11 protein-coding genes are annotated in these 21,376 nt (G+C 44.6%); 8 read left to right on the top strand and 3 right to left on the bottom strand.

The genetic code is table 11. The features are described from left to right. Positions 1-52: 52 nt before the first annotated feature. On the bottom strand, positions 53-898 hold the full coding sequence (locus tag ACO08K_RS28020) for an alpha/beta hydrolase fold domain-containing protein (RefSeq protein WP_421799806.1): 846 nt from the start codon (positions 896-898) through the stop codon (positions 53-55). A gap of 124 nt (positions 899-1,022) precedes the next feature. Here ACO08K_RS28020 and ACO08K_RS28015 point away from each other — a divergent pair, with 124 nt between their 5' ends. From ACO08K_RS28015 to ACO08K_RS28005, 3 genes are all read left to right on the top strand, one after another. Beyond that, positions 1,023-1,511: an FKBP-type peptidyl-prolyl cis-trans isomerase gene (locus ACO08K_RS28015; protein WP_421799805.1), complete on the top strand. Its 489-nt coding sequence runs from the start codon at positions 1,023-1,025 to the stop codon at positions 1,509-1,511. A 269-nt stretch (positions 1,512-1,780) separates the two neighbouring features. Beyond that, positions 1,781-2,599, top strand: a complete 819-nt coding sequence (locus ACO08K_RS28010; protein WP_421799804.1) for a hypothetical protein — start codon at positions 1,781-1,783, stop codon at positions 2,597-2,599. Positions 2,600-2,698: 99 nt separating this feature from the next. Beyond that, positions 2,699-4,252 carry a sulfatase family protein gene (locus ACO08K_RS28005; RefSeq protein WP_421799803.1) on the top strand — a complete coding sequence of 518 codons (1,554 nt, stop codon included), beginning with the start codon at positions 2,699-2,701 and terminating at the stop codon, positions 4,250-4,252. Here ACO08K_RS28005 and ACO08K_RS28000 read toward each other — a convergent pair. Together ACO08K_RS28000 and ACO08K_RS27995 are read right to left on the bottom strand one after the other, a co-directional pair. After that, entirely contained in the window at positions 4,240-4,461 is a 222-nt protein-coding gene (locus ACO08K_RS28000) for a hypothetical protein (RefSeq protein WP_421799802.1), read from the bottom strand. The two genes, ACO08K_RS28005 and ACO08K_RS28000, sit on opposite strands and share 13 nt — an antisense overlap. Before the next feature lie 70 nt (positions 4,462-4,531). Then, positions 4,532-5,113 (bottom strand): TIGR00730 family Rossman fold protein, encoded by a 582-nt coding sequence (locus ACO08K_RS27995; protein ID WP_421799801.1) that lies wholly within the window; start codon positions 5,111-5,113, stop codon positions 4,532-4,534. A gap of 283 nt (positions 5,114-5,396) precedes the next feature. Here ACO08K_RS27995 and ACO08K_RS27990 point away from each other — a divergent pair, with 283 nt between their 5' ends. From ACO08K_RS27990 to ACO08K_RS27970, 5 genes are read left to right on the top strand one after another with little or no spacing between them, the layout of a single operon-like run. Next, complete coding sequence (locus tag ACO08K_RS27990; protein ID WP_421799800.1) at positions 5,397-8,129, top strand: family 78 glycoside hydrolase catalytic domain; 2,733 nt, start codon at positions 5,397-5,399, stop codon at positions 8,127-8,129. Between the two features lie 56 nt (positions 8,130-8,185). Next, a complete protein-coding gene (locus ACO08K_RS27985; RefSeq protein ID WP_421799799.1) occupies positions 8,186-14,353 on the top strand; it encodes a hypothetical protein in 6,168 nt (2,055 codons plus the stop codon). 1 nt (position 14,354) lies between these two features. Beyond that, complete coding sequence (locus ACO08K_RS27980) at positions 14,355-15,689, top strand: tetratricopeptide repeat protein (protein WP_421799798.1); 1,335 nt, start codon at positions 14,355-14,357, stop codon at positions 15,687-15,689. A gap of 24 nt (positions 15,690-15,713) precedes the next feature. Further along, positions 15,714-18,545, top strand: a complete 2,832-nt coding sequence (locus ACO08K_RS27975) for a WD40 repeat domain-containing protein (RefSeq protein ID WP_421799797.1) — start codon at positions 15,714-15,716, stop codon at positions 18,543-18,545. 26 nt (positions 18,546-18,571) lie between these two features. Next, complete coding sequence (locus tag ACO08K_RS27970) at positions 18,572-21,295, top strand: WD40 repeat domain-containing protein (RefSeq protein ID WP_421799796.1); 2,724 nt, start codon at positions 18,572-18,574, stop codon at positions 21,293-21,295. Positions 21,296-21,376 lie beyond the last annotated feature (81 nt).

Below are 21,376 nucleotides of genomic sequence, written 5' to 3'. Positions count from 1 at the left end.
TAGTTTAGCCAACTGAATCAAATGCATGCTGATTATTTCCTATCAAAAAACCTCACAAATACTCCCTAATAAACCGATCCATCAACCCCACAAAATCCGGTGCGGAAAAACCTTTCCCCCCATGCCCCATGTCATTCAAAAAATGCAGCTCACTTTTTACTTTCACCGCCTGTAATTTCAGGTGCAGTTCGATGCTTTGGTTGATGGGCACCTGGGGATCCTGGTTGCCGTGGGCCAAAAAAGTGGGCGGGTCTTGTGCATCTACGAGGAAGACCGGACTGGCTTTTTCAACCAGTTTTTCCTCCACCTTTTCCAGTGGCTTTCCAAAAAAGAGAGCGAGTGCCGGAGTCCTTACATTGATGCCATGAGGGGTAGACTGGGCTAAAATGTTCTTGAAATTACTGGGGCCAAAAAGGTCCAGCAGCAAGTCTACTCTGGAGCTGGTACCCGTGTAATCGCCCAACGTGCCTTCCAAAAAAGCATCATTGTTGCTCAACGCGGCCACCGCGGCCAAATGCCCCCCGGCAGAAGATCCCCAGAGGATAATTTTATCGGCCAGGTAGCCGTATTTTTTCTGATTGGCCCGGAGGAATCGGATGCTAGCCTTGATGTCGTGGATCATGGCTGGGAAAACCGCTTCGGTGGTCAGTCGGTATTCGATGCTGGCCAGGGCATATCCTTTCTGCAACAGCTCCCTGGGTGGGTCGGCTTTTGAACCTCCGTGCCATGCGCCCCCATGCACCCAGATGATCAGTTGGGCATTGGCAGTTTGTGGGGGTAAATAAATGTCTAAAGTGAGGTCTCTTTGGGGTGTTTTGGCATAAACGATGTCTTTGTGCTCCTGGGCAAAGGCATTTATTTGTTGCATCAAAAAGAGGATCAAAAGCCATTTTTTCATAGGGAATTCGAGTTGCTGGATGTAGAAAGGATCGGACGTTCCGCAGAGATACCCTTGAGGGGTGATGTTCAACAGCCTAAAGATAATACTAAAAATACTACCTTTGCGGCCTCAAAGCACAAACATGCATACAATTCAAAAAAACGCTGTAGTAACCATCAGCTACAAGATTCAAGAAATAGGTGGTGAAGTTTTGGAAGAAAGCCAGGAAGGTTTCCCTTACCTCCACGGTGGATACGAAAACATTTTCCCCAAGGTAGAAACTGAGTTTGAAGGCAAACCAGTAGGGACTAAAGTTGAAGTCGACCTCGCGCCCGCAGATGCATACGGGGAGCGCGACCTCAACCTCGTGCGGGTAGAATCCTTGTCTGACTTAAACATTCCCGGACTGCAAATAGGGGACATGCTGGAAGAGGATGATGAAGAAACGGGGGAAACCATCATCTGGCGTGTCATTGCGATGAAAGAAGACCAGGTGATGTTGGACCACAATCACCCTTTGGCGGGTTTGGGGATTCGTTTTTCTGGTGAGGTTCTAAGCATTCGTGGGGCTACGGCTGCGGAGATCGAGCATGGGCATGTGCACGACGAGCATGATTCGCACGGGCATTAACAATGGGATAGCTGATGAAATAGGAATCATCCCGAATTTTTCAGAAAACATAAAGCGACAATTTTTTTTAGCACAAAGAACGCAAAGGCAGCACAAAGGACACAAAGGTGAGACGTTGACGAAGCTTTACATCCAAGATTAGAAAAAGTCCAGGCATATTGCTTTGTCAAAATCGCGTCTTTGTGTCCTTTGTGCTGCCTTTGTGTCCTTTGTGTTCATTTTTCATTTTGATACTTGTAAATTCGGGATGATTCATATTTTAATCCATTATGAAAAGCATCCCTACACTCAATTTTGCATGGCCCAGTTTAACTACCTGTAGCTGTGGCCTGATGTTGATTCTGTTTGCCACCTGCTGTAGCGGCAAGCCCGAAAACCAGACTTCCCAATCCAAGTCCGCCTCCTCAGGGTTGCATCCCCTCCCGCTCCGCCAAGACTCTGGCTTCGTCACCAAAAAAGACGGCCTTCCCTTTTTAATTGCCAATAAACTAACGGACACTGTTGGTAGCTATTGGGACAATCTGCAAGACGGCGACACCCTTGGCAAATACTACAAAATCAAAGAAAGTGGCCATTTTTATTATTGCAGTATTGATTATAGCCCGGAATATACTTTTGAAACCCACCTGATCATTGAGTTGAACCAGGCCGGGAAAGTACTGCAGTCGGCCCGATTTTTTCATGGGCATTATCACTGTTGCTGGGACAACCGTTTCGAAGGATTCAATCGCTACGGCGATTTTTTTGGCATCAAAACCTGTTCAACGGGTTCGGGTTTTTGTGCCACTGATTTGTACCTGTTTAAAAAGTTGAGGCAGCAGGAGGAGCAAACTTCCATTCCTTTGGGCCTATGGTCTGCTTTTGGGAACGATATAGGGGAGCCGCGCAGTATCAGTGCCAACCTGGAGTGGAACAAGAATGAGCTGATCGTGCATTATCTACTGGAAGATGGTGTGCTGGACGACGAGGGCAACTTTAAGGTGAAGCTGACCCGAAAAATGGACGCAACTTTCATTTTTAAGAATCAGCATTGGGTCTGCAAGGACAGGGAGCAATTGGCGAAGTTTGACCTTTGGCTGGATAGATAGTTAGGCAAGCAGGCAAAAGGCAAATTCAGCTGCTTGCATTTCCAAAAATCCCCTTAGTTTTAAGCACCCTGTTGAACTGCTCGAAAAAGGTCATCAACCATGAGAATAACCCTTCGTCTTTTCTTTTCTATGAAGGTCCTTTGGATCGGCATTGGTTTGTTGCTGTGCGGCGTTAGGCAGCTGCCCGCCCAAAACAAGCCCAATATCCTCATCATTTACGCCGATGATTTGGGCATTGGAGATGTCAGCGCTTATGGCAAAGGCAAATTGGCTACGCCTAATATCGATAAACTAGCCCAAGGCGGGGTACGCTTCAACAACGCTTACGCTACTTCTGCTACTTGCACACCTAGCCGCTACGCCCTTCTGACCGGGCAATATCCCTGGCGCAACCCACGCGCCAAAATCCTCACCGGCGATGCACCCGCCTTGCTGGATACCGCCCAAAAAACGGTCGCTGATTTGCTCAAAACCCAAGGCTATCGCACCGGGGTGGTGGGCAAATGGCATCTGGGCCTTGGGAATGGCAGCATGGACTGGAATCAGCCCATCCAGCAAAACCCAAACGATCTGGGTTTTGATTACAGTTTCATCATGGCGGCTACCACCGATCGGGTGCCCACGGTTTACATCGAAAACCGCAGGGTTTTGGGTCTGTCTGCTCAAGACCCTTTGCAGGTGAGTTATGAAAAAAACTTCCCCGGCGAGCCCACCGCATTGACCAGTCCCGAATTGTTGACCAAACAAAAGTGGCACCACGGACACAATCAGAGTGTGCACAACGGCATTCCCCGCATTGGCTTCATGCGTGGCGGCAAGTCTGCCCTTTGGCAGGATGAAACCATGGGCGATGTATTTGTGGAAAAAGCCTTGAATTTCATCGGAACTGCCACCACGCAACCCTTTTTCCTTTATTTCGCCTTGCACCAACCGCACGTGCCCCGGGTACCACACCCTCGTTTTGTTGGTAAATCGGGCATGGGCCCACGGGGTGATGCCATTTTGGAATTGGACTGGTGTGTAGGTGAAATTTTGAAACACTTGCAAAACAAGGGGCTGTTGGAGAACACCCTGATCCTTTTTTCGAGCGACAATGGCCCCGTTTTGAACGACGGCTACTACGATGATGCGGTGGAAAAAGTGGGCGCGCACGATCCCTTTGGGGCTTTGCGTGGAGGCAAATACAGCTTGTTTGAGGGCGGGGCCAAAGTCCCTTTTATCGTACATTGGCCAGCTCGGGTCCGCCCTGGCGTTTCGGCTGCGCTGGTTTGTCAACTGGATTTGTATGCCTCCCTTGCGGCCTTATTGAAACTCAAAACCCCGCTGATGGATAGCCAAAATCAGTTGGCTGCGCTCTTGGGAAAAGACAAAAAGGGGCGCAAGGAATTGGTATTGGAAGCATCGGGAAGACTGGCTTACCGTTCCGGGCCATACGCATTTATTCCAGCCTATCAAGGTATGGCTGTGCACAAGGAAGTAAACATCGAATTAGGAGTTTCACCCAGTGCTCAATTGTACGATTTGCGCAGTGACCCCGGGCAAAAAAACAATCTGGCGGCTGGTTCAGCCCAATTATTGGCCAAACTGAGGTCGGCCATGCAAAAAGCGGTGGGGGCTTACCAAACGATCAATGAGGATCTTCAGTTGAAATAGACTTGTAGAAAATTGATAATCAATAAGGTGAAATAAAGATCACCGACCAGCGGCAGAGCCGCCAAAACGTCTGTAGTATTTAGGCCAAGTAAGATGGTTAAGGTGCGTAGCACCGGAACAAAGTTAATGGTTCCGGTACTACGTACCTCAAAATCTATCTTCGTTCCTTGAGCTACAGACGTTTTGGCGGCGCTGCCGCTGGTCGTCATGCCTGAAATTACATAATTGCTTGAAGATCAGATCGCCTCAAGTCTAATGATGATGCCCCCTCCTGCTTCATCACACATCTTCCTTCCGAATCCACTTCGGCACATGAATCGGCTGGTAGTCCCGCATCTTTTCCAATAACACTTTGGGCTCTTTTGCATCCAGAATCAGCCCCCGGTTTTCCATTTTTAAAAACTCATCCGTCACGGCGCGGCCCAAAAAATCAATCAGGCTATCATAAAAGCTCAGGATGTTGAGCAAGCCCAGGGGCTTTTCATGCAAACCCAACTGCGCCCAGGTGCACAACTCAAACAACTCATCCAGCGTCCCAAAACCACCCGGCATGGCGATCGCCCCATCTGATATTTCGAACATCTTCATCTTGCGCTCGTGCATGGTTTCGGTGTAAAACATTTCGGTCACTCCTGGATGTTCCACTTCCTTGTGCGCCAAAAAATGGGGAATCACCCCAATCACTTTACCTCCATTCTCCAATACCGCATCGGCAATCACGCCCATGAGGCCTACTTTTCCACCCCCGTACACCAGGGTGATGTTTTCTTGCACCAACAATTCGCCCATTTGGCGGGCTACCTGGGTATATTTAGGGTCGGCACCAGTATTGGCTCCGCAAAAAACGGTTAATGCGCGCATGAGTACTTTTTTTGCAAAGAAAAGCAGCTTGGGAGCGATAAAAAAATAAATGTTCATTTTGCCAGAGGATTAGATAAGTAAACGGTTCAATTTAAGTGTCTTATCTAATCCTCTGGCTCAGGAAAAATGAACATTTATTTTTGCCCCACTACTTGGCCTATTCCTTATTGTTTTTTCAAAAAAATAATCAGGATAGGGGTAAATCGTGGAAAAATCAGGATATTTAATTCAACTGCTAATTTGCAGGCACAACCTATTCAGTAAAGTCCTACAACTGTCCATCATGTCAGCAAGAACATTATCCCTGTTCGTCCTTTTTTTGCCCCTGGCCCTCAACGCAATTGCACCCTTACAGGTAGCCCAACTAACTTGTGAATACCTGGAGAACCCACTGGGCATAGATATTGCCAAACCCCGTTTGTCCTGGACTTTTAGCGCCACGGCCCGCAACCAAAGCCAGTCCGCCTACGAAATCGTCCTGCATACCGATCAAAAACAATTGGAGCAAAACAAGGCGGCAACCTGGTCGACAGGGAAAATCAATTCCGCTCAAAACCTGCATATTGAATACGCCGGGCCAGCCCTACAATCCTTTACCCGCTACTTCTGGAAAGTAAAAGTATACAACCAAAACGGAGAAGCTTCGGAGTGGAGCAAAACTGCCTGGTTTGAAACGGCCATGATGAATCCAAAGGATTGGCAGGCGAGCTGGATCAACGACGGCAGTACTCCGCCCGCCCAGGAAGAAAAATACTACGAAGACGACCCCATGCCAATGTTTCGAAAGCAATTTTCAGTCGGCAAAAAAATCAACTCGGCGCGTTTGTACATCTGTGGCCTCGGCTACCACGAGGCGTTTTTGAATGGGCAAAAAATCGGAGATCATGTGCTGGACCCTGGTTTTACCACCTATCGCAAACAGGCCTTGTACGTGGTGCATGATGTGACCAGCCAGGTGCAAAAAGGCAACAACATTTTTGGCGTCCAATTGGGCAATGGCTGGTGGAATCCCCTGCCCCTGCGCCTGTTTGGCCGCTGGGATTTGCGCAATTTTCAGGAAACGGGCCGACCTTGCCTGCGGGCCGAAATCCACCTCACTTACAGCGATGGCAGCAAAGAAATAATCGCCAGCAACGACACCTGGGAAACTGCCCCAAGTTCCATCATCCGCAACAACGTCTACCTTGGCGAGAACCACGACGCCCGACTGGAACGCCCCTTCAGCGAGGCAAAACCCTGGGCCAAAGCCAACTTGTGCAAAGGCCCCAGCGGTGAACTGACGGCTCAAATGCAGCCTCCCATCCGCATCACCAAAACGATTCGCCCACGCAGCATCAAGTTGATCGGCAAAGACACTTTTTTGGTGGACATGGGGCAAAACTTCGCCGGAGTGGCCAGTTTCAAGGTCAAAGGCCCGGCCGGGGCCAAAATCACCATGCGCTACGGGGAGGATACCCTGAAAAATGGTCACCTGAACTGGTGGACCACCGTAGCTGGCCAAATTAAAGAGGCCTGGCGATTGAGTGGTGGTCCTGGCGCGCCCAAAACCGCCTGGCAAATAGACCAGTACATTTTGCGGGGAGATCCACTTGCAGAAACCTTTGTGCCTCGCTTCACCTTTCACGGCTTTCGCTACATCGAGATCGTGGGTTGGCCGGGCCAGGCACCGAAGCTTGACGATATTCAAGGCTTGCGCATGAATACAGACTTATCACCCAATGGCAGTTTTGAGTGCTCCAACGCCATGTTCAACCAATTGCACGAAGTCATTCAATGGACTTTTTTGAGCAACGTGTTTAGTGTACAATCCGATTGCCCCGCCCGGGAAAAGATGGGTTATGGCGCCGATATGGTGGTGAGTTCCGAAGCCTTTTTGTACAACTACAACATGGCCAATTTTTACGGCAAGACTGTACGTGACTTTGCCAATGAACAGCGCCCCGAGGGCGGCATCACCGAAATTGCCCCTTTTACTGGCATTGCCGACCGGGGCTATGGCGACCAGTCGGGGCCACTGGGTTGGCAACTGGGTTTTCCTTTTTTACAAAAAAAACTGTACGAGTTTTACGGCGACAAACGGGTGATTGAGCAGTATTTCCCAGCCTTTGAACGGCAAATGGCTTTCCTGCAAAGCAAGGCTGTAAACAACCTCTTCTATTGGGACATCAGCGACCACGAAGCGCTGGACACCAAACCGGAAGCGCTCACCGCCGCCGCTTTTTATTACCACCATGCCCTGCTGATGACGGAGTTTTCGGAGATTTTAGGCAAAAAAGAAGCCGTTGATAAATACCAAAAACTGGCCGCTAACATCAAACGCGCCATTGTGAACCATTACCACGTGAATGGCACTGGACGTTTTGACAATGCCACTCAATCGGCGCAATTGTTTGCTTTGTGGTACAAACTTGCTCCCGATCGCCAACAAGCGCTGGAGGTGCTGTACCAGGAGTTTCAGCGCCATAAAATGCACGTTTCCACTGGCATTTTTTCCACCAAATACCTCTTCGATGTAATGCGGGAAGAAAACCTGAACGAGTGGGCCTACCAGATTGCCAACCAGCGCGATTACCCGGGCTGGGGGGATATGCTGGCCAAAGGGGCAACTACTTTGTGGGAAACCTGGGGCGACCCAGGGTTCACCTATTCGGCCAATCACCCCATGTTTGGCTCCATCGATGAGTGGTTTTACCGCTCGTTGCTGGGCATCAATCCTGCTGCTCCCGGCTTTTCCAAAGTCATCATCAAGCCCCAACCTGCGGGGGATTTGACCTGGGCAAAAGGGGCTTATCAGTCAGTGCAGGGTACCATTGAAAGTGATTGGAAAATTCAGGGTTCCACGTATTCGTTGCGGGTGAAAATCCCGGCGAATGTACAGGCGGAGGTCTGGATCAAGTGTAAGGAGAATGGACGGGTGACGGAGAATGGGGTGGTGCTGAGCGGGCTGAAGTATCGGGATGGGTATGCGGTGGTGGAATTGGGATCGGGGGAGTATCGGTTTGAGGCAACATATTGACCGATCTTTGGGGCAGGTTCTGGGGTTTTGCATATCTTTGCAACAAAATCTGCCCTATGTTTTCTCTCCGTTTTCCATTCCCCAAAGTAAGCCTCAGTATCTTCTTGGTGCTTATTTTTATTGGTGTAGCTGCGGTCAATTTTGCCCAACCCAATTTACCTGAACTCAAACGTGGGCACCAGGGATGGTTGGAAACTTACGCCTTGTCACCTGGCAGCAATAAATACCTAGCCACAGTAGGTAGCGACCATCAAATCATTTTATGGGATTATTTCTCCGGGAAACAGATTCGGGAGATAAAAAACCAGTTTGGTGTTGTCGCCCTAAACATTTCACCCGATGACCGTTATCTTTTCAGTGCTGATACAGCCAGCAGGATTAAAAAATGGGACCTAAACACAGGAAAATTGTTGTTCAATATTGTGGCTCATCAAGCCGTGCCTTCAACAGAAGCAGAAGAATTTCTTGAAGCAATGACTGATGGTGACCCCGGAATTGGAGAAAGAATCAAAGAACGCTATGTAAGGCCTAAATTTCAGTCAAAAGAACACCTGCCTCCAACTGTAACGATGACCTTGAGTCCTGATGGTTTATGGCTCATAACTGCTGGAATAGATGATAAAATAAAGCTTTGGAACGCCCAAACCGGGCAATTTGTGCGCAACGTCACTGCGTTTGAAAATCTTGTTTGGCTAATTATATTAACCAAAGACAAGCAACACTTGATCACTCAAGACACGGAAGGGGTAAATGTTTACGCATTTAGCAGTGGCAAAAAAATTGCCGCTTTCAAATGTGATGACTTCATTAATGCGCCCAACCTCAGTAAAGATCACCAGTATTTTTATTGCTTGACCAATCGCAACAGAACCTTACAAAAAATAGATTTAAAGAATGGTCAAATTGTTTCTTCTTTAAAACTCGAAGCGCCACTTTACAGGATGGTTAAACTCCTTGATGAGGCTACAATCGTGGGGATTGGCAACAGAGATTCCACTTTTCAATTTGATTTAAAAACGGGTAAGGTCATTGATCGTGGCAAGGGCTTACAAGCAGTTATACATTATCAATTAGACCAAAAAAATCAATTGGTTTATATCGGAGATGAAGATAAACGCATAATTCGCTATGACCCTCAGCTCAAAAAAAACACCCAATCATTTGGGGTATTTACTCCAGATATCCAGACGGTAAGTTTTAGCGATGACGGGCTACATGTTTTGGTCAATGATACAGAAATGAAGCTGAGTAAAATAGACCTCAATCAGACTACCAAGCCCACACTGAGTACATACGCAATGACTTACAACTGGGACAGGCATCACATCAAAATAAGCAATGACTCTAAGCAACTGCTTGCCGTTGCCTCGAATGGCATTATAGAATCCTGGGACCTAACCAAACCAGCCGAATTGAATCAAAGAGCTGACAGATCTTCAGGTTTATCATTCTATGAAGATCGTTACAATTCTGCAACCATTACCGATTTTCATATTGCACCCAATGGCCAACAACTGGTACTGCCTGATTTTATGTTTGGCCTCCATTTTATCAATCCTGAAAACTTAAGTGATCAGTTCTACCAAAACGAATACAACGTAGAAGAATTTAACCTTATTCAGTTTTCAAAAGATGCCAGTACGATTCTTGTAAACCTGATTGATGATGGTTTTGGTGAATTTTACCAGTTGAACGCAAAAGACTGGGGCCCCCAGGGCACCAAAACCGAAAAGCTACGTAAAAAATTCGTTATCAATCATGTCAGGAATCGTTTAACTCAATTTGACTTTACACCAGATTTTAAGTTTTTGTTGTACCGAAATGAAGTTGGAGAAGGTGGAATTCAGGAGGTAGAAAGTGGACAAAAACTCCTAGCACTCAACAATTGCCGCTTTGCAGGCTGGCTAGGAAAAACACAGAAGCAGGTCTTATTGATCAGCCAGCAAAAAGTGGTGATTTGGGACGTGACGAATAAAAAAATCAGCAGTCAATACGATTTGCCTTTTTCGCCCTTGCATGCAGCCTTACATCCTCAGGGAAACCTAATCTTGTTGGTACATCCCGATCAAAGTCTGGTATTTTGTAATGCACTTGATGGCAAACCATTGCTCAGTTTTTTTTGGCAAGCTGGCACCAACAATTTTCAAATAAAAAATAGCGAAGGAAAAATTGATGCAACAGCCTGGGGCAAATTGCAGGCTTTACTGGCATTGAAGCTTGATGCAGCTCCAACCCAAACCGTGGATGTCCTTTCGCCAGCTTCAAGTGCTAGAATGCCCGATGATCTGGATGCGGTGGTATTGAATTTAGGGCACAATTACCCTATAGTCCACATGGGGATTCACAACGATGGAAAAACCCTATGGACCGTGGATGATCGAGAAACAGGGAAAGTTTGGTCTTTACCCGAGATTAGAGAGTTGCGCTCCGTTTCTCATTTCATCTTTAATAGGGAAATACGTTATTTGCAAGGCGACAGTGGACACAAACTCAGGCTTAATAAAAGCGGAAACGCCCATGTTTGGGAACTAGATTTGAATACAGGAAACATTACTGAAACCAACGACAAGCCCAATAACGATTTTTTCTTCGACGCTAAAAGCCTAAATAGCTATGAGTTAATGAAATATGATTTAAAAACCTTGAAATTTGTCTTCCCTGATCAAAGTTCATTGGTTAAAAATTTGTCCTTTCCTTTCACTACACATCGCTATTTACACAATGATGAAAAAAACATCATTAGTGTATATGGCGAACACTATGGCAAATACGATTTTACCAAGCTGGTATCTTTTTATGGACCAAATTTCAGCGATTCCATAGAGATCAATTTATACAACCATAAATTTGAAAATTTATGGGCTTGGCCAAAGGAAGATTCTTTGGTGGGAAGAACCGAAGATGGGTTTTTATATCTCTTTCACCCATTAAAGAAAACACAGGCATTTACCGCTCTTTTTCAAGGCAAAAAAATCAACAACCTGGCTTTTAGCCCTGACCAGCAACTTTTAGCTGTGGCCTTTCAAGAGGATGGTGCGGTAGAGGTTCGGCAGGTTAAGGGTAAAGTTGTATACAGGCGTCGTCATTTTCCCACGAGCACCATTATTCATCTTGTATTTACGCCAACTGGCGAAAATTTATTACTATCCGATGGATACCGCATCTGGAATTGGGACTTAAAAAAAGACACTGTACTTCAGTTTGCGGATTTTTACGAAGTAAATGAAACCACCAAGTCATATGATTCCCGGCTTTACGTTCACTTGTTTCCATCTGGAAAAATTGTGTTTAGAACCCCTTCAGACTATAGCGAGTATAGCTACAAAATTGTGGATTTGCATAAGCGGGAAACGAGTTCACAAGAGGTTCCTGGCTGGAACTCCAGTTTTTATAAAATCAACGACAAAGCCATTCTCAGGGGCTTAAACTCGGAATATTTTGACTTGTTCAATCAGCAATTCTTCAAAATTCCACTTTGGAATGGCTCCATTCACAAACTTGCGTCTGCGCGAAAAGGCAATCGTTGGGGCTTGATCAAACATGATGCAAAAGAGTTTGTCTGGTGGGACAATGATCAGCAAAAAGCCATTTTTTCCAAATCGCCCAAAGTTTCCTTCCATGTTATCGCCATCGACAACCGGGACAGTTTAATTGCCTTGGGTGAAAAAAATCAGGTCTGGGTATTGGATGCAAAAACGGGTAAGGAGAAAGCCATTATTCCCATCGTGGCTGACAGCCCCGAGCGGGTCATTATCAAGTTTTCGACAGACTCACATTACCTCTTTATCGATAGCCCTATTGATGGTCGAATTACCATTTGGGACTTAAAAATGAATGTCCTGCTCCGCACCATTGCTTTACCGTATGGTGGTATGGAGATTTTTAGCATATCAGAGGACAATCAAACCATATATGGACGATTGGATAGTTGGATTCTTGCTTACAACTTGCAAGGGAAAGAATTGTACCGACTCGATCTCAAAATGCGAGACATTGACGTTGAATATTTTCCTGCCGACAAAAAAATCATCGCAGCTTCCAATCATGGAATTGTTTTTCAGATAGACGCGCCATCAGGCAATTTGCTCAAAACCCTTTATTTGGGTACAATGGAAAAGTGGATTAGTATAGATCAAAACAAGCACTTCGAAACTTCCGAAAATGCGGCCACCTATGTCCATTATCGCAATAAAGTTGGCAGCGTTGGTCATTTTTCAGCACAAAAACCAGGCTCATTAGCGCTCAAACCTGAGGCATTTCCGGCATTGCTGAGCCCCAATAAAGTTAATATTGTATCAGCTCCAAAAACAACTGCTGGATCGAATAGCCCCTTTTATTTGGCCAATGCAATATTGGCAAGCCAATTCAAAGAAGCCAAAACCAATCCAACAAAAATCTATACCAATCAAGTACCCTTGGGAAGCCATATTGTCGCAGCCCTGTTTACCAAAGACGATCAAAAAATCATCATCCAGGACATTTCTGGGAAAATTGTTTTTTTTGAAAAAGCCACTCTGCGATGGTTAAAAACCATTCAACTCCAAAAGCCATCTTTGGTTAAGTCGATCCTCTCCCAGGATGGGCAATATTTCATTTGTGTAGATGGGAGCAGTACGATTTGCTTGATTGATGCGAACAATGGGACGCTATTGCTGCAAAAAGTCCTGGAAAATTCCAATATCACTTCCCTGGCAATTAGCCCGAATGGTCGCACCCTAGCCGCGGGTACTTTGCAGGGTTTTGTTCATTTGTTGCAGGTACCTAGTTTAAGCAGTATTGAGCGCATTCGACCTACGGGTAATAAAATCCTGAGTTTGGCCATCAATCCAGAAAATGACCACTTGGTTTTTGCAGATATTTATTCCAATCTGTACGTATATGGCATTAGCCCTCCTTACAAGGCTCTGAGTCCAAAATTGTTAGGAAACTACAATTCACATGGGCACATCCAACAATTGGAATTTGGTGCCGAACAGAGCCTGATTTTGAGGGTGAAGGATTTGATTTTTTCCATACCCTACAGGAATTCAGTTTCAAGCCCTAAACACTTTGTCATTCATACAAAAGCTCGTTGGATGCACATCGATCCATCTAATCCAGATCAATTGTACTATTACGCCCAACCGACATACACCCACCGCTGGATGGTATATGACCTTAAAAAGTTGACTTTAGTGGATTCCATCCGAGAAACAGGCGATATTTATGCCCTTTCCAATGATGGCAAATCCGCTTTATACGATTACATCGGTACTTCATCGAACATTTCGGTTTACGATTTAGAAGCTCAAAAGAATAAATCCATCTCCTCCACACCAATGACTTGTTCAAACTGGGACATCAGCGGGAACATTTTGCATTATCAATCAGGTGAGGGCGTCCATCGGATTGATTTGGCAAAGTCTCAAACCGAATCAATCAAAGGCCAGTACTATTATGGAAAGTTTTTGAAGCAGGGCGATAAATATTACTACGTAGGAAAATTTTATTTACCAAGAGAAGGTACGGGGAAAAAGCTACTGGGTGACAGCAGTTACCTTTGGCAGCCTGACAAAAGACTGAGTATTTCTGCAGTTTCAAATAATGGCCTGTATTTGGCGAATTGGCCCAACAACAACGATAGTGTTTGTATCTATTCGACTCTCGATCAAAAACTGGTATACAAACATTCACTAGCCAAACAGGAAAGATTTGGGCTGTACCTTTCCAACAATGGCCGTTATTTGACGCAATTTAAAAGCAATTCGGGCTTTAATGTTTATGATCTGAGCACCAAAAAGCTTATTCTTTCCGAAGAAGGATCGGGCAGCGACCCGGTTTACTCCAAGGATAGCCGGAGTTTGATTTTACCCTCTCCAACTGGATCTCGCACCTACGATCTCGCGAGTGGTAAAATCATCCAAACGTTATCTTATACTACCCCTCAAAAGCAGTTTAGAATCGCAACTACAAACACTCGTTTCGCCCTCCTTTACAGCCCTGGCGATGCATTCCAATTGTGGGATGTCAATAAAAACATTTATCTCGGTGACTTTTACTTTTTTGGGTTATGGGCAGGCAAGGCAGCCTGGGCTTTTGTGGGCCTGGATGGGCGCTACGATGGCAATGAAGAAGGGCTTAAAAACTTGTATACAGTAGATGAAAACACTTTAAAATCCCAAACGCTAAGTCTTGATCCTGGCACGGGTTACACCCCTGGCTTAGTCAGTCAACTAATCAAATAAAATGAAGCAAATGATTTCCAGTCGCCTCCTGATTTTTTGTTTACTCTCTTTGTTTGTATTTAAACTCTCTGCACAATCAGGTATTACAGAAGGTAGAGACCTCAAAGAGGGCATCAATTATTACCGGGCTGTCGAAACAGCTACTGCTTTTTACGAAAAGAAAGCTTACTCTGACGCACTCAAGGTCTTTGAACAAGCTTTAAGCAAGCCTGAAGCCAACAAGAATGATTACTACAACGCTGCTTGTTGTGCCAGTTTAGTAGGCGACCTGGATAAGGCCAATGCCTACCTCAACAAAAGCATTGAGTTGGGCTATTGGGACCTCAAATGGATGAGCAATGATGCGGACTTTGCCAACTTTCGCCAGGATCGGCGCTGGGAAAAAGCCATTCAAAAACTCAATACAACGCTAAATACCGTTGAGGCCAAGTTTGAACGCATCAAAGGGCTCCCCCTTACCGCCTTAGTCCCCTATCAAGAAAACGAGCTTTGGGGTTATCTGCAACAAAGTAGCAGAGAAATCCTGGTCAAAGCCGAATTTGAAAAAGTAAGCTTTGCCGGAAACTGCCTGGAAATCAAACAAAAAAGTGCTACCTATAGCATTGGGCCAGACGCTAAAATCCTGCTTGAACACAACAACAAATCTACACAATATCGCGAAAGGCAATTTTTTCAAGTCGTGAATCCACCTACCCTGCTTGTAGATAGTTCGGATGGCTTCAAGGGATTTAAGGTGAATGAAAAAGGTTACATCAGCGTGGTGTCCAAAGACGTTGACCAAAACAATGGAAAACCTATCGTTTCGCCCATAAAACCCATAAATATTGAAGGAAAAATGTACGCCATCGTCCGAAAACAGGGGAAATATGGTTTGCTGGACCAGGATGGGGCAACTCACCCCAAAATAGGCTTTCATTACAAAATTCTTTCTTATACAACAGCATTCAAAGGCACCGAAAAGTGCTTTTTGACAAAAAACGAATCCGATCAATGGGGCTTTGTTTTGTCTACCGGAGAAACCAGGTTCCAAAGTGAATTCGATACCCTATTGAGGCCAGAAGAGTATTTTAAATTCTTTAACCTCAATTTGCTTATTGTAAAAAAGGGAAATACCCAAGGTGTCATCGATATTCCTACAATGACCTGGGCCTTAAAACCTACCGAGAACATCGAAATACTTGACCTGGGTTTCACCCATAAGGACAATTATTGCAATACCTCCGTTTCTAGCGACATTGATCAGTCCAAAATACTGGATTTTTACTTTTGGGTAAAAAGCATAAACGGCCAGTCTTATTACATTGGGAAAGACCAAGTTTCTTATTTGCCTAAATAAATGAGCTTTTATACCGATTGAGTTATGCACCCAATTTATATCTGTTTTTGCCGGATGGCTGCTGGGTTGTACCTGGTACTGAACACTTGTGTTTTTTTACAGGCACAACCTGCTTTGAATTCTCACAAGGGCTGGCTGCGCAGCTACACCCTCTCAACAAGCAACAAATACCTGGTCACCGCAGGCAGTGATGGCCAATTGGGGGTATGGGATTACCTCAGTGGCAAACCTCTGTGTTTTTTTTCCACAGAAACCAAGGTGATTGCCGACGTAGCCATTGGTACGGATGAACAATTCGTATTCAGTATAGATGAAAGCGGCATTATTAAAAAATGGCAAATTCTGACTGGAAGGCAAGTGCTTAGCTTTCAAGGGCATAAGGGGAGCAATGTGACTAAACAACGGATTCCTTTTTTTACAGAACAAGATGACCATACAGAATCTTCCACCAGAAATCAGATCGAATTTCCCGAGCCAGGAGTACTCACTCCACGTTTGGCCACCCATAAAAACGGACATTTGCTCTCGGGGGGACAAGATGCTTTACTCAAGCTTTGGGATGCAAATACAGGAAAACTGCTCTGGAGTTATGCAGGACATACTGCACCTATTCTTGCGCTGGGTTTCAGTCCTGACGGCAAATACTGCCTCAGTTATGCGCAAGATGAGGTTTTAAAGGTTTGGAACACATTGGATGGCAAGTTGTTAAACTCTGTTGAACTCGCTGAAACGCCTAATCATCCTTTGCGTTTTTCTGAATCGGATCAACAACTCATTCTAGCTGACACTCGTTCCGTTTCTTCCTGGAGTTTGCCGGAATTGAAAAAAACGACGCTTTTCACTTTACCCAAGTCCTTATGGGCATTGGCTGGGGGAAGCCCTGGCAATCAGTTGTGGTTTGCTCTAACACAAGACTCTATTGCGCTTTACCAAATTGAACAAAAAAAGACCATCAAAAAAATCAAAATTGGTGCTTTTCACGCTGGGTTGAGCGTGGATAAACAAGGTCGCATCTTGTTTGTGGATGCTCAAGAAAAACAGGTCAAGGTGTATGACCCACTGAAAATGGGTATAGTCCAGGTTTTTGGGGTATTAAAAAGCAACATTCAAGACTTTAAATTTGGCCCAAACGGCAAGTACCTGCTGCTGAACGATGGAGAAGAAAATGTTACTGTAATGGACTGGGGAACCCCCCAAGGAATTCAGCTCAAACATTTCCCGCTTGAAAATCCTACCCGCAATCACTTTTATGCCTTGGATGATCAAAATCAGCGTTTGCTCACCAGTTCTACCCGCGGGGATATCAAAATTTGGAATATCCAAACCGGCCAAAGTCAATCTTTTGACAATGAACAAATCCGCGCAGCGCTAAACGTTGTTTGGATAAAAGGAGAGCAGAACTTCGCCGCCTGGGATTTCGAAAATGGAGCAATCATTTACACTGGAAAAGATTGGCTAAGGGTTCCAATGTTTTCAAAATCAGCAGATGAAGCCGCTATCAAGGCCGGAAATTATATCTTTCAAAGCCCCATCACCCCGTACTATCATGCTGCTAAAGATTTTTTCATCTCCCGAACAGAACGTGAGCAACAAAAAAAATACGGCATTTATAAGCATGTTGGTAGTGTTGATGCTATTTATAATCGCGACAGCAGTAGAACAGTCTTCGCCTCTAAAGGCTCACTATTGGGCACTTACAGTTTTGAAACCGATAAACTGAAGCGAGAGGATCTACCCGTTCAATATGCGGCCTGGGTTGGTAATCAAACCAATATGCTTTTTGTTGTTGAAGACAACGGTGCTTATGTTAAAGATGTAGAACACGACCTTAAAGTATTGCAATACGCCCTTCCTAAAGCAGCTTTGTACCAGATTTGCCCATCTGGTGCCCATTTTTTACTACTTACTCCCGAGCAAAACCTGGAAATCAGGGAAATCATGAGCGGGAAACTTTTGGCCACCCTGAGTTGGAAAAAAGGGGATACGGCAGCCCAAGTCAACTTTAATCCTGCCGCTGGCAATTCCAGTTTCACTCAATGGGCTCAGTTGCAACCACTACTCAACAAACCCCAAGGTGCAATCATCCAGCAAAAACTGGATCAGCTCAATCCTCATTCGCGAAAAAAAACAACTGGAGTTGTTGCTCTTTTACCCAAATTCGGTATGCCCGTTGGGTCAATTTCTGACCTGGTTTTTACGAAAGACGGTAAAGCCCTGGTAGGCGCAGGCTATTCCACCTTGGCCGTCTGGGATTTGCCAACCGGGCGAGTCAAATACATCATCGAAGATGAATTCTGCAAAGAGATAGCGCAAATGTTGAGTACCGATGATCCAAAAATTGTACACATTCATTTTAAAAAACAAGGCCCTTATAGTAGTCACCTTGAAGAGGCTTTAAACACCACTTATTGGGCCTTAAACGTTGAAACGGGAAAAATCAACAAACTCCCCAAAAAAGTCGATGAGGCCATTCCCACCAATCAATTGAACAGCAAAAGTCAGGATTTGACCCAAAAGCCAGATTTTATCGGCAAAGACCTAAACAAATGGGTTGAATTCCGCATAGCCATTAGTCCCCTCAAGACTTATTTGGCCTTTGCATATAAAGATTTTTTTGAATTATGGGACAATCAAAAACAGCAGTTGATTTATAAAAGAGTTTTACCATACAAGGTCAATGACTTACTTTTTGATGAAAAGGAAAAACAATTGGTAATCAGCACTGATGACCGAGTACAAATCATCGATTTGAGTGTCGATAAAGTGGAACTTGAGCTGGATAAGTTTGAAGGTAGTTTATCCGGGGAATCGTCCTCGAATCTGGAGATGTGGTATTCAGTTCAGGTTCTTTTGTAAGCAGTTTTAATTTGCCTGCGGCCAAAATGACTAGCAAAGCTGGTAGACCAATTGTTTCCTCCTGGTTTAATGGGTATGAACAAACGATGTATGATGATGCTGGAGAAATTTTTTATACTGGCATCACCGAATCCAATATACGCCCCCAAGTGAGCAAAAACAAAACCCACCTGGTTTATATTGATTCCAAGGGTGAGATGGTTGTTTGGGACAACCAAACCCGAAAAGCTAAACACCACATTAAAACAAACGAGCCCTACGAGGGTGCAAGCTTTGATGAACGTGATAGTTTGATTGTTGCCCACACCAAAAAGAACATAGAATTGTACCAAGTATCAAGTGGAAAAAAAATTCTCAACATTCCACTTAGCAAAAGCCTTCGCGCTCATTTTCCTTTTCACTTCTCGGGGAATTCCCGCTATCTGGCTTACCTCGATGCCGATTACCATCCCGTGATTTGGGACCTCAAAACTTCACAACAAAGTATATTCCCTTCTCATGCCAATAGCATCGTTGGTTTATCAGATGCAAGCAATAAAATTGTTGTAGTTGAAGGCGAAGATATAGCCGTTTATCCTATCAGGGGTAATGCTAATCGCCTCCATTTATTTAAATTAGACTGGGCTTTTTCGAATAAAAGCGGCCGTTATTTCCCCGAAATTGAAAAAATTGTCATCCCCATCGCCCAAAAAATATGCGTGCTGGATGTCAGGAGTGGGAAAAAACTAATGACCATTTACCCCAGCTCTACCAATGATTGGGTGGCCATTTCTGATGATGGCTTGCATTTTGAAACCAGCGAAAATGGCCTACAACAAATGGCCTACCTCAGCACTATGGGACAAATTGTGCCATTCACCAAAAGAGATACGGACTTTTACCGGGAAGGTATGGTTAAGTCTGCTTTCAATGGTTTATCCCCCACGCATCGGGTAGCCAGGTTTCCCGAACGGAAGATAACCACTCAGAGTGAATTGGATTATTTAAAATGGTTCTGGGAAGTCAACAAACCAATCGTTAAGGCATCGGCGCCCGGTACTCAAGAGCTTCAAATTTTATTAAAAACACCTAAAAACATCCAATTTTTAGCTAAGGATCGTTTGGTCCACCAAAATTACGAGGGGAAAGTACAACTATTAGAACCCGGCACTTTCCGGGTGATTAAAACCCTGGAAGGGATACAAAATCCCTTATCGTCGCAAGTAAGCAAAAACCAGCTTTATTGGGTTTTTATCCAAGACATGCGTCAGATATGTTTGTGGAGTATACCAAAAATACGTTCACTCAAAACCCTAAACCTGGAAGATGTCAAGGTTTCGACCCTACTCATTACGCCGGATAACCAAACCCTGTTGGCGGGCTGTAGCGACGGAAGGGTCCGCTTTTACAGTCTTCCAGATTTGCAGGAAAAGCAAGCTATCAGTATTGGGAAATTTCCGATTACGGCCTTGGCTCATGGCAATGCAGGGCCGCAGGTTCTGGTTGTGGATGATTCCAAACGCGCCTACTTGTACAAATTAGAAAAGGATCAACTCCTCTTACAGGACATGATGGAAATTGGAGGGAATTCGAAGGTAATTTCTGCTCAATTTAATGCCGACGATACTTATGCATTGGTCAATATCGATCAGTATGATGAACTTAAGGTGATTAATTTAAAGACGAAAATGCCAGTTTTTGAAACCAGTCGTATGCTCATGGGGCAACCTGGCATTTGCCTGTTTGATCCAATTGAACCCAATGTTTTACACTTTTCCAATACCTTTGAATTTTCCAAAATGGATATAAGGACAGGCAAAAAAGAGGGCTCCCTGCAAAACTTTGCATCTATCCATAGTTATAATCCTTTTGAGCAACAATTATTCGTTACCTATCCCGATGAATCAGGCCTAGTTTTTGATTTGCGTACCTGGCAACTAACATGGACAAAAATATCAGGAATAAGGTCTCCACAAATCCTCTATTTTGGTGACCAATTACAAAAAATCTATTACCCAAGTCCTAATAGAAGTGACGTTTTTTATGAGTACGATTGGTCAAAAAATAGCATTGCGTCTAATTTAGATCAGGCTGCCTATCAGCAAAAAAGCAAAATAAATCCCAGGCCCTATCAGGTTATTCTTAAAAAAGATTCTGTGCAAATTGTGGACAATCTAACAGGCAAAATAAGCAAACAATTCCTGTGGTCTCGTACCATGCCCAAAAAGATGAACATTTCCAAGTCAGGGCGTTATTTGGCTTATCCACTCGAAAGCTCAAACACGACAGAGCTATTTGACTTGCAATTGAATAAGATTGTGCTCACTTTGCCCTTTGCAGCCAGCAGTTATTTTTTTTCATTACAAGATCAATATTTCTTTGCCCATAACCCTAAAGACGGACAAATGCAGGTTGTTGAGTTATCGACTTTTCAAACAAAAGAAAAACTAAACCGGAGATTTGTTGATGAAATTCGCGTCATTCCCAGTGCCGAATACAAAGACACCAAAGTGTTGTTTTTTTCTGGGCAATCTGCACACCAGTTCATCAACACAAAGTCTGGTCAAAGTATTGGTTCTTTTTATTTCTTACTTTCTACTGAAGGCAAGCCAGCCTGGGCTTTCATTACCCCGGATGGTCGTTTTGATGGCAGCCCTGAAGCCCTCCAACAATTTTATGCTGTGGACGAAAAAAACCTGCGTACGATTGGTATAGATTATAAAAATCACCCCAAATACCAACCAGGCTTGCTGCAAAAACTACTAGAATGATGTGTTATTGAATGTTACATTAAAATAACTTATTTTTGATCAGATTCCATTGCCGGAGCAAACCAAACGTCACCTCAAAAT

This window comes from Haliscomenobacter sp., assembly GCF_965225875.1.
In the GTDB taxonomy this organism is placed as follows: Bacteria; Bacteroidota; Bacteroidia; order Chitinophagales; family Saprospiraceae; genus Haliscomenobacter.
Note: the sequence above shows the minus strand (reverse complement) of the source record. Positions and strands in the feature narration are given on the sequence as shown.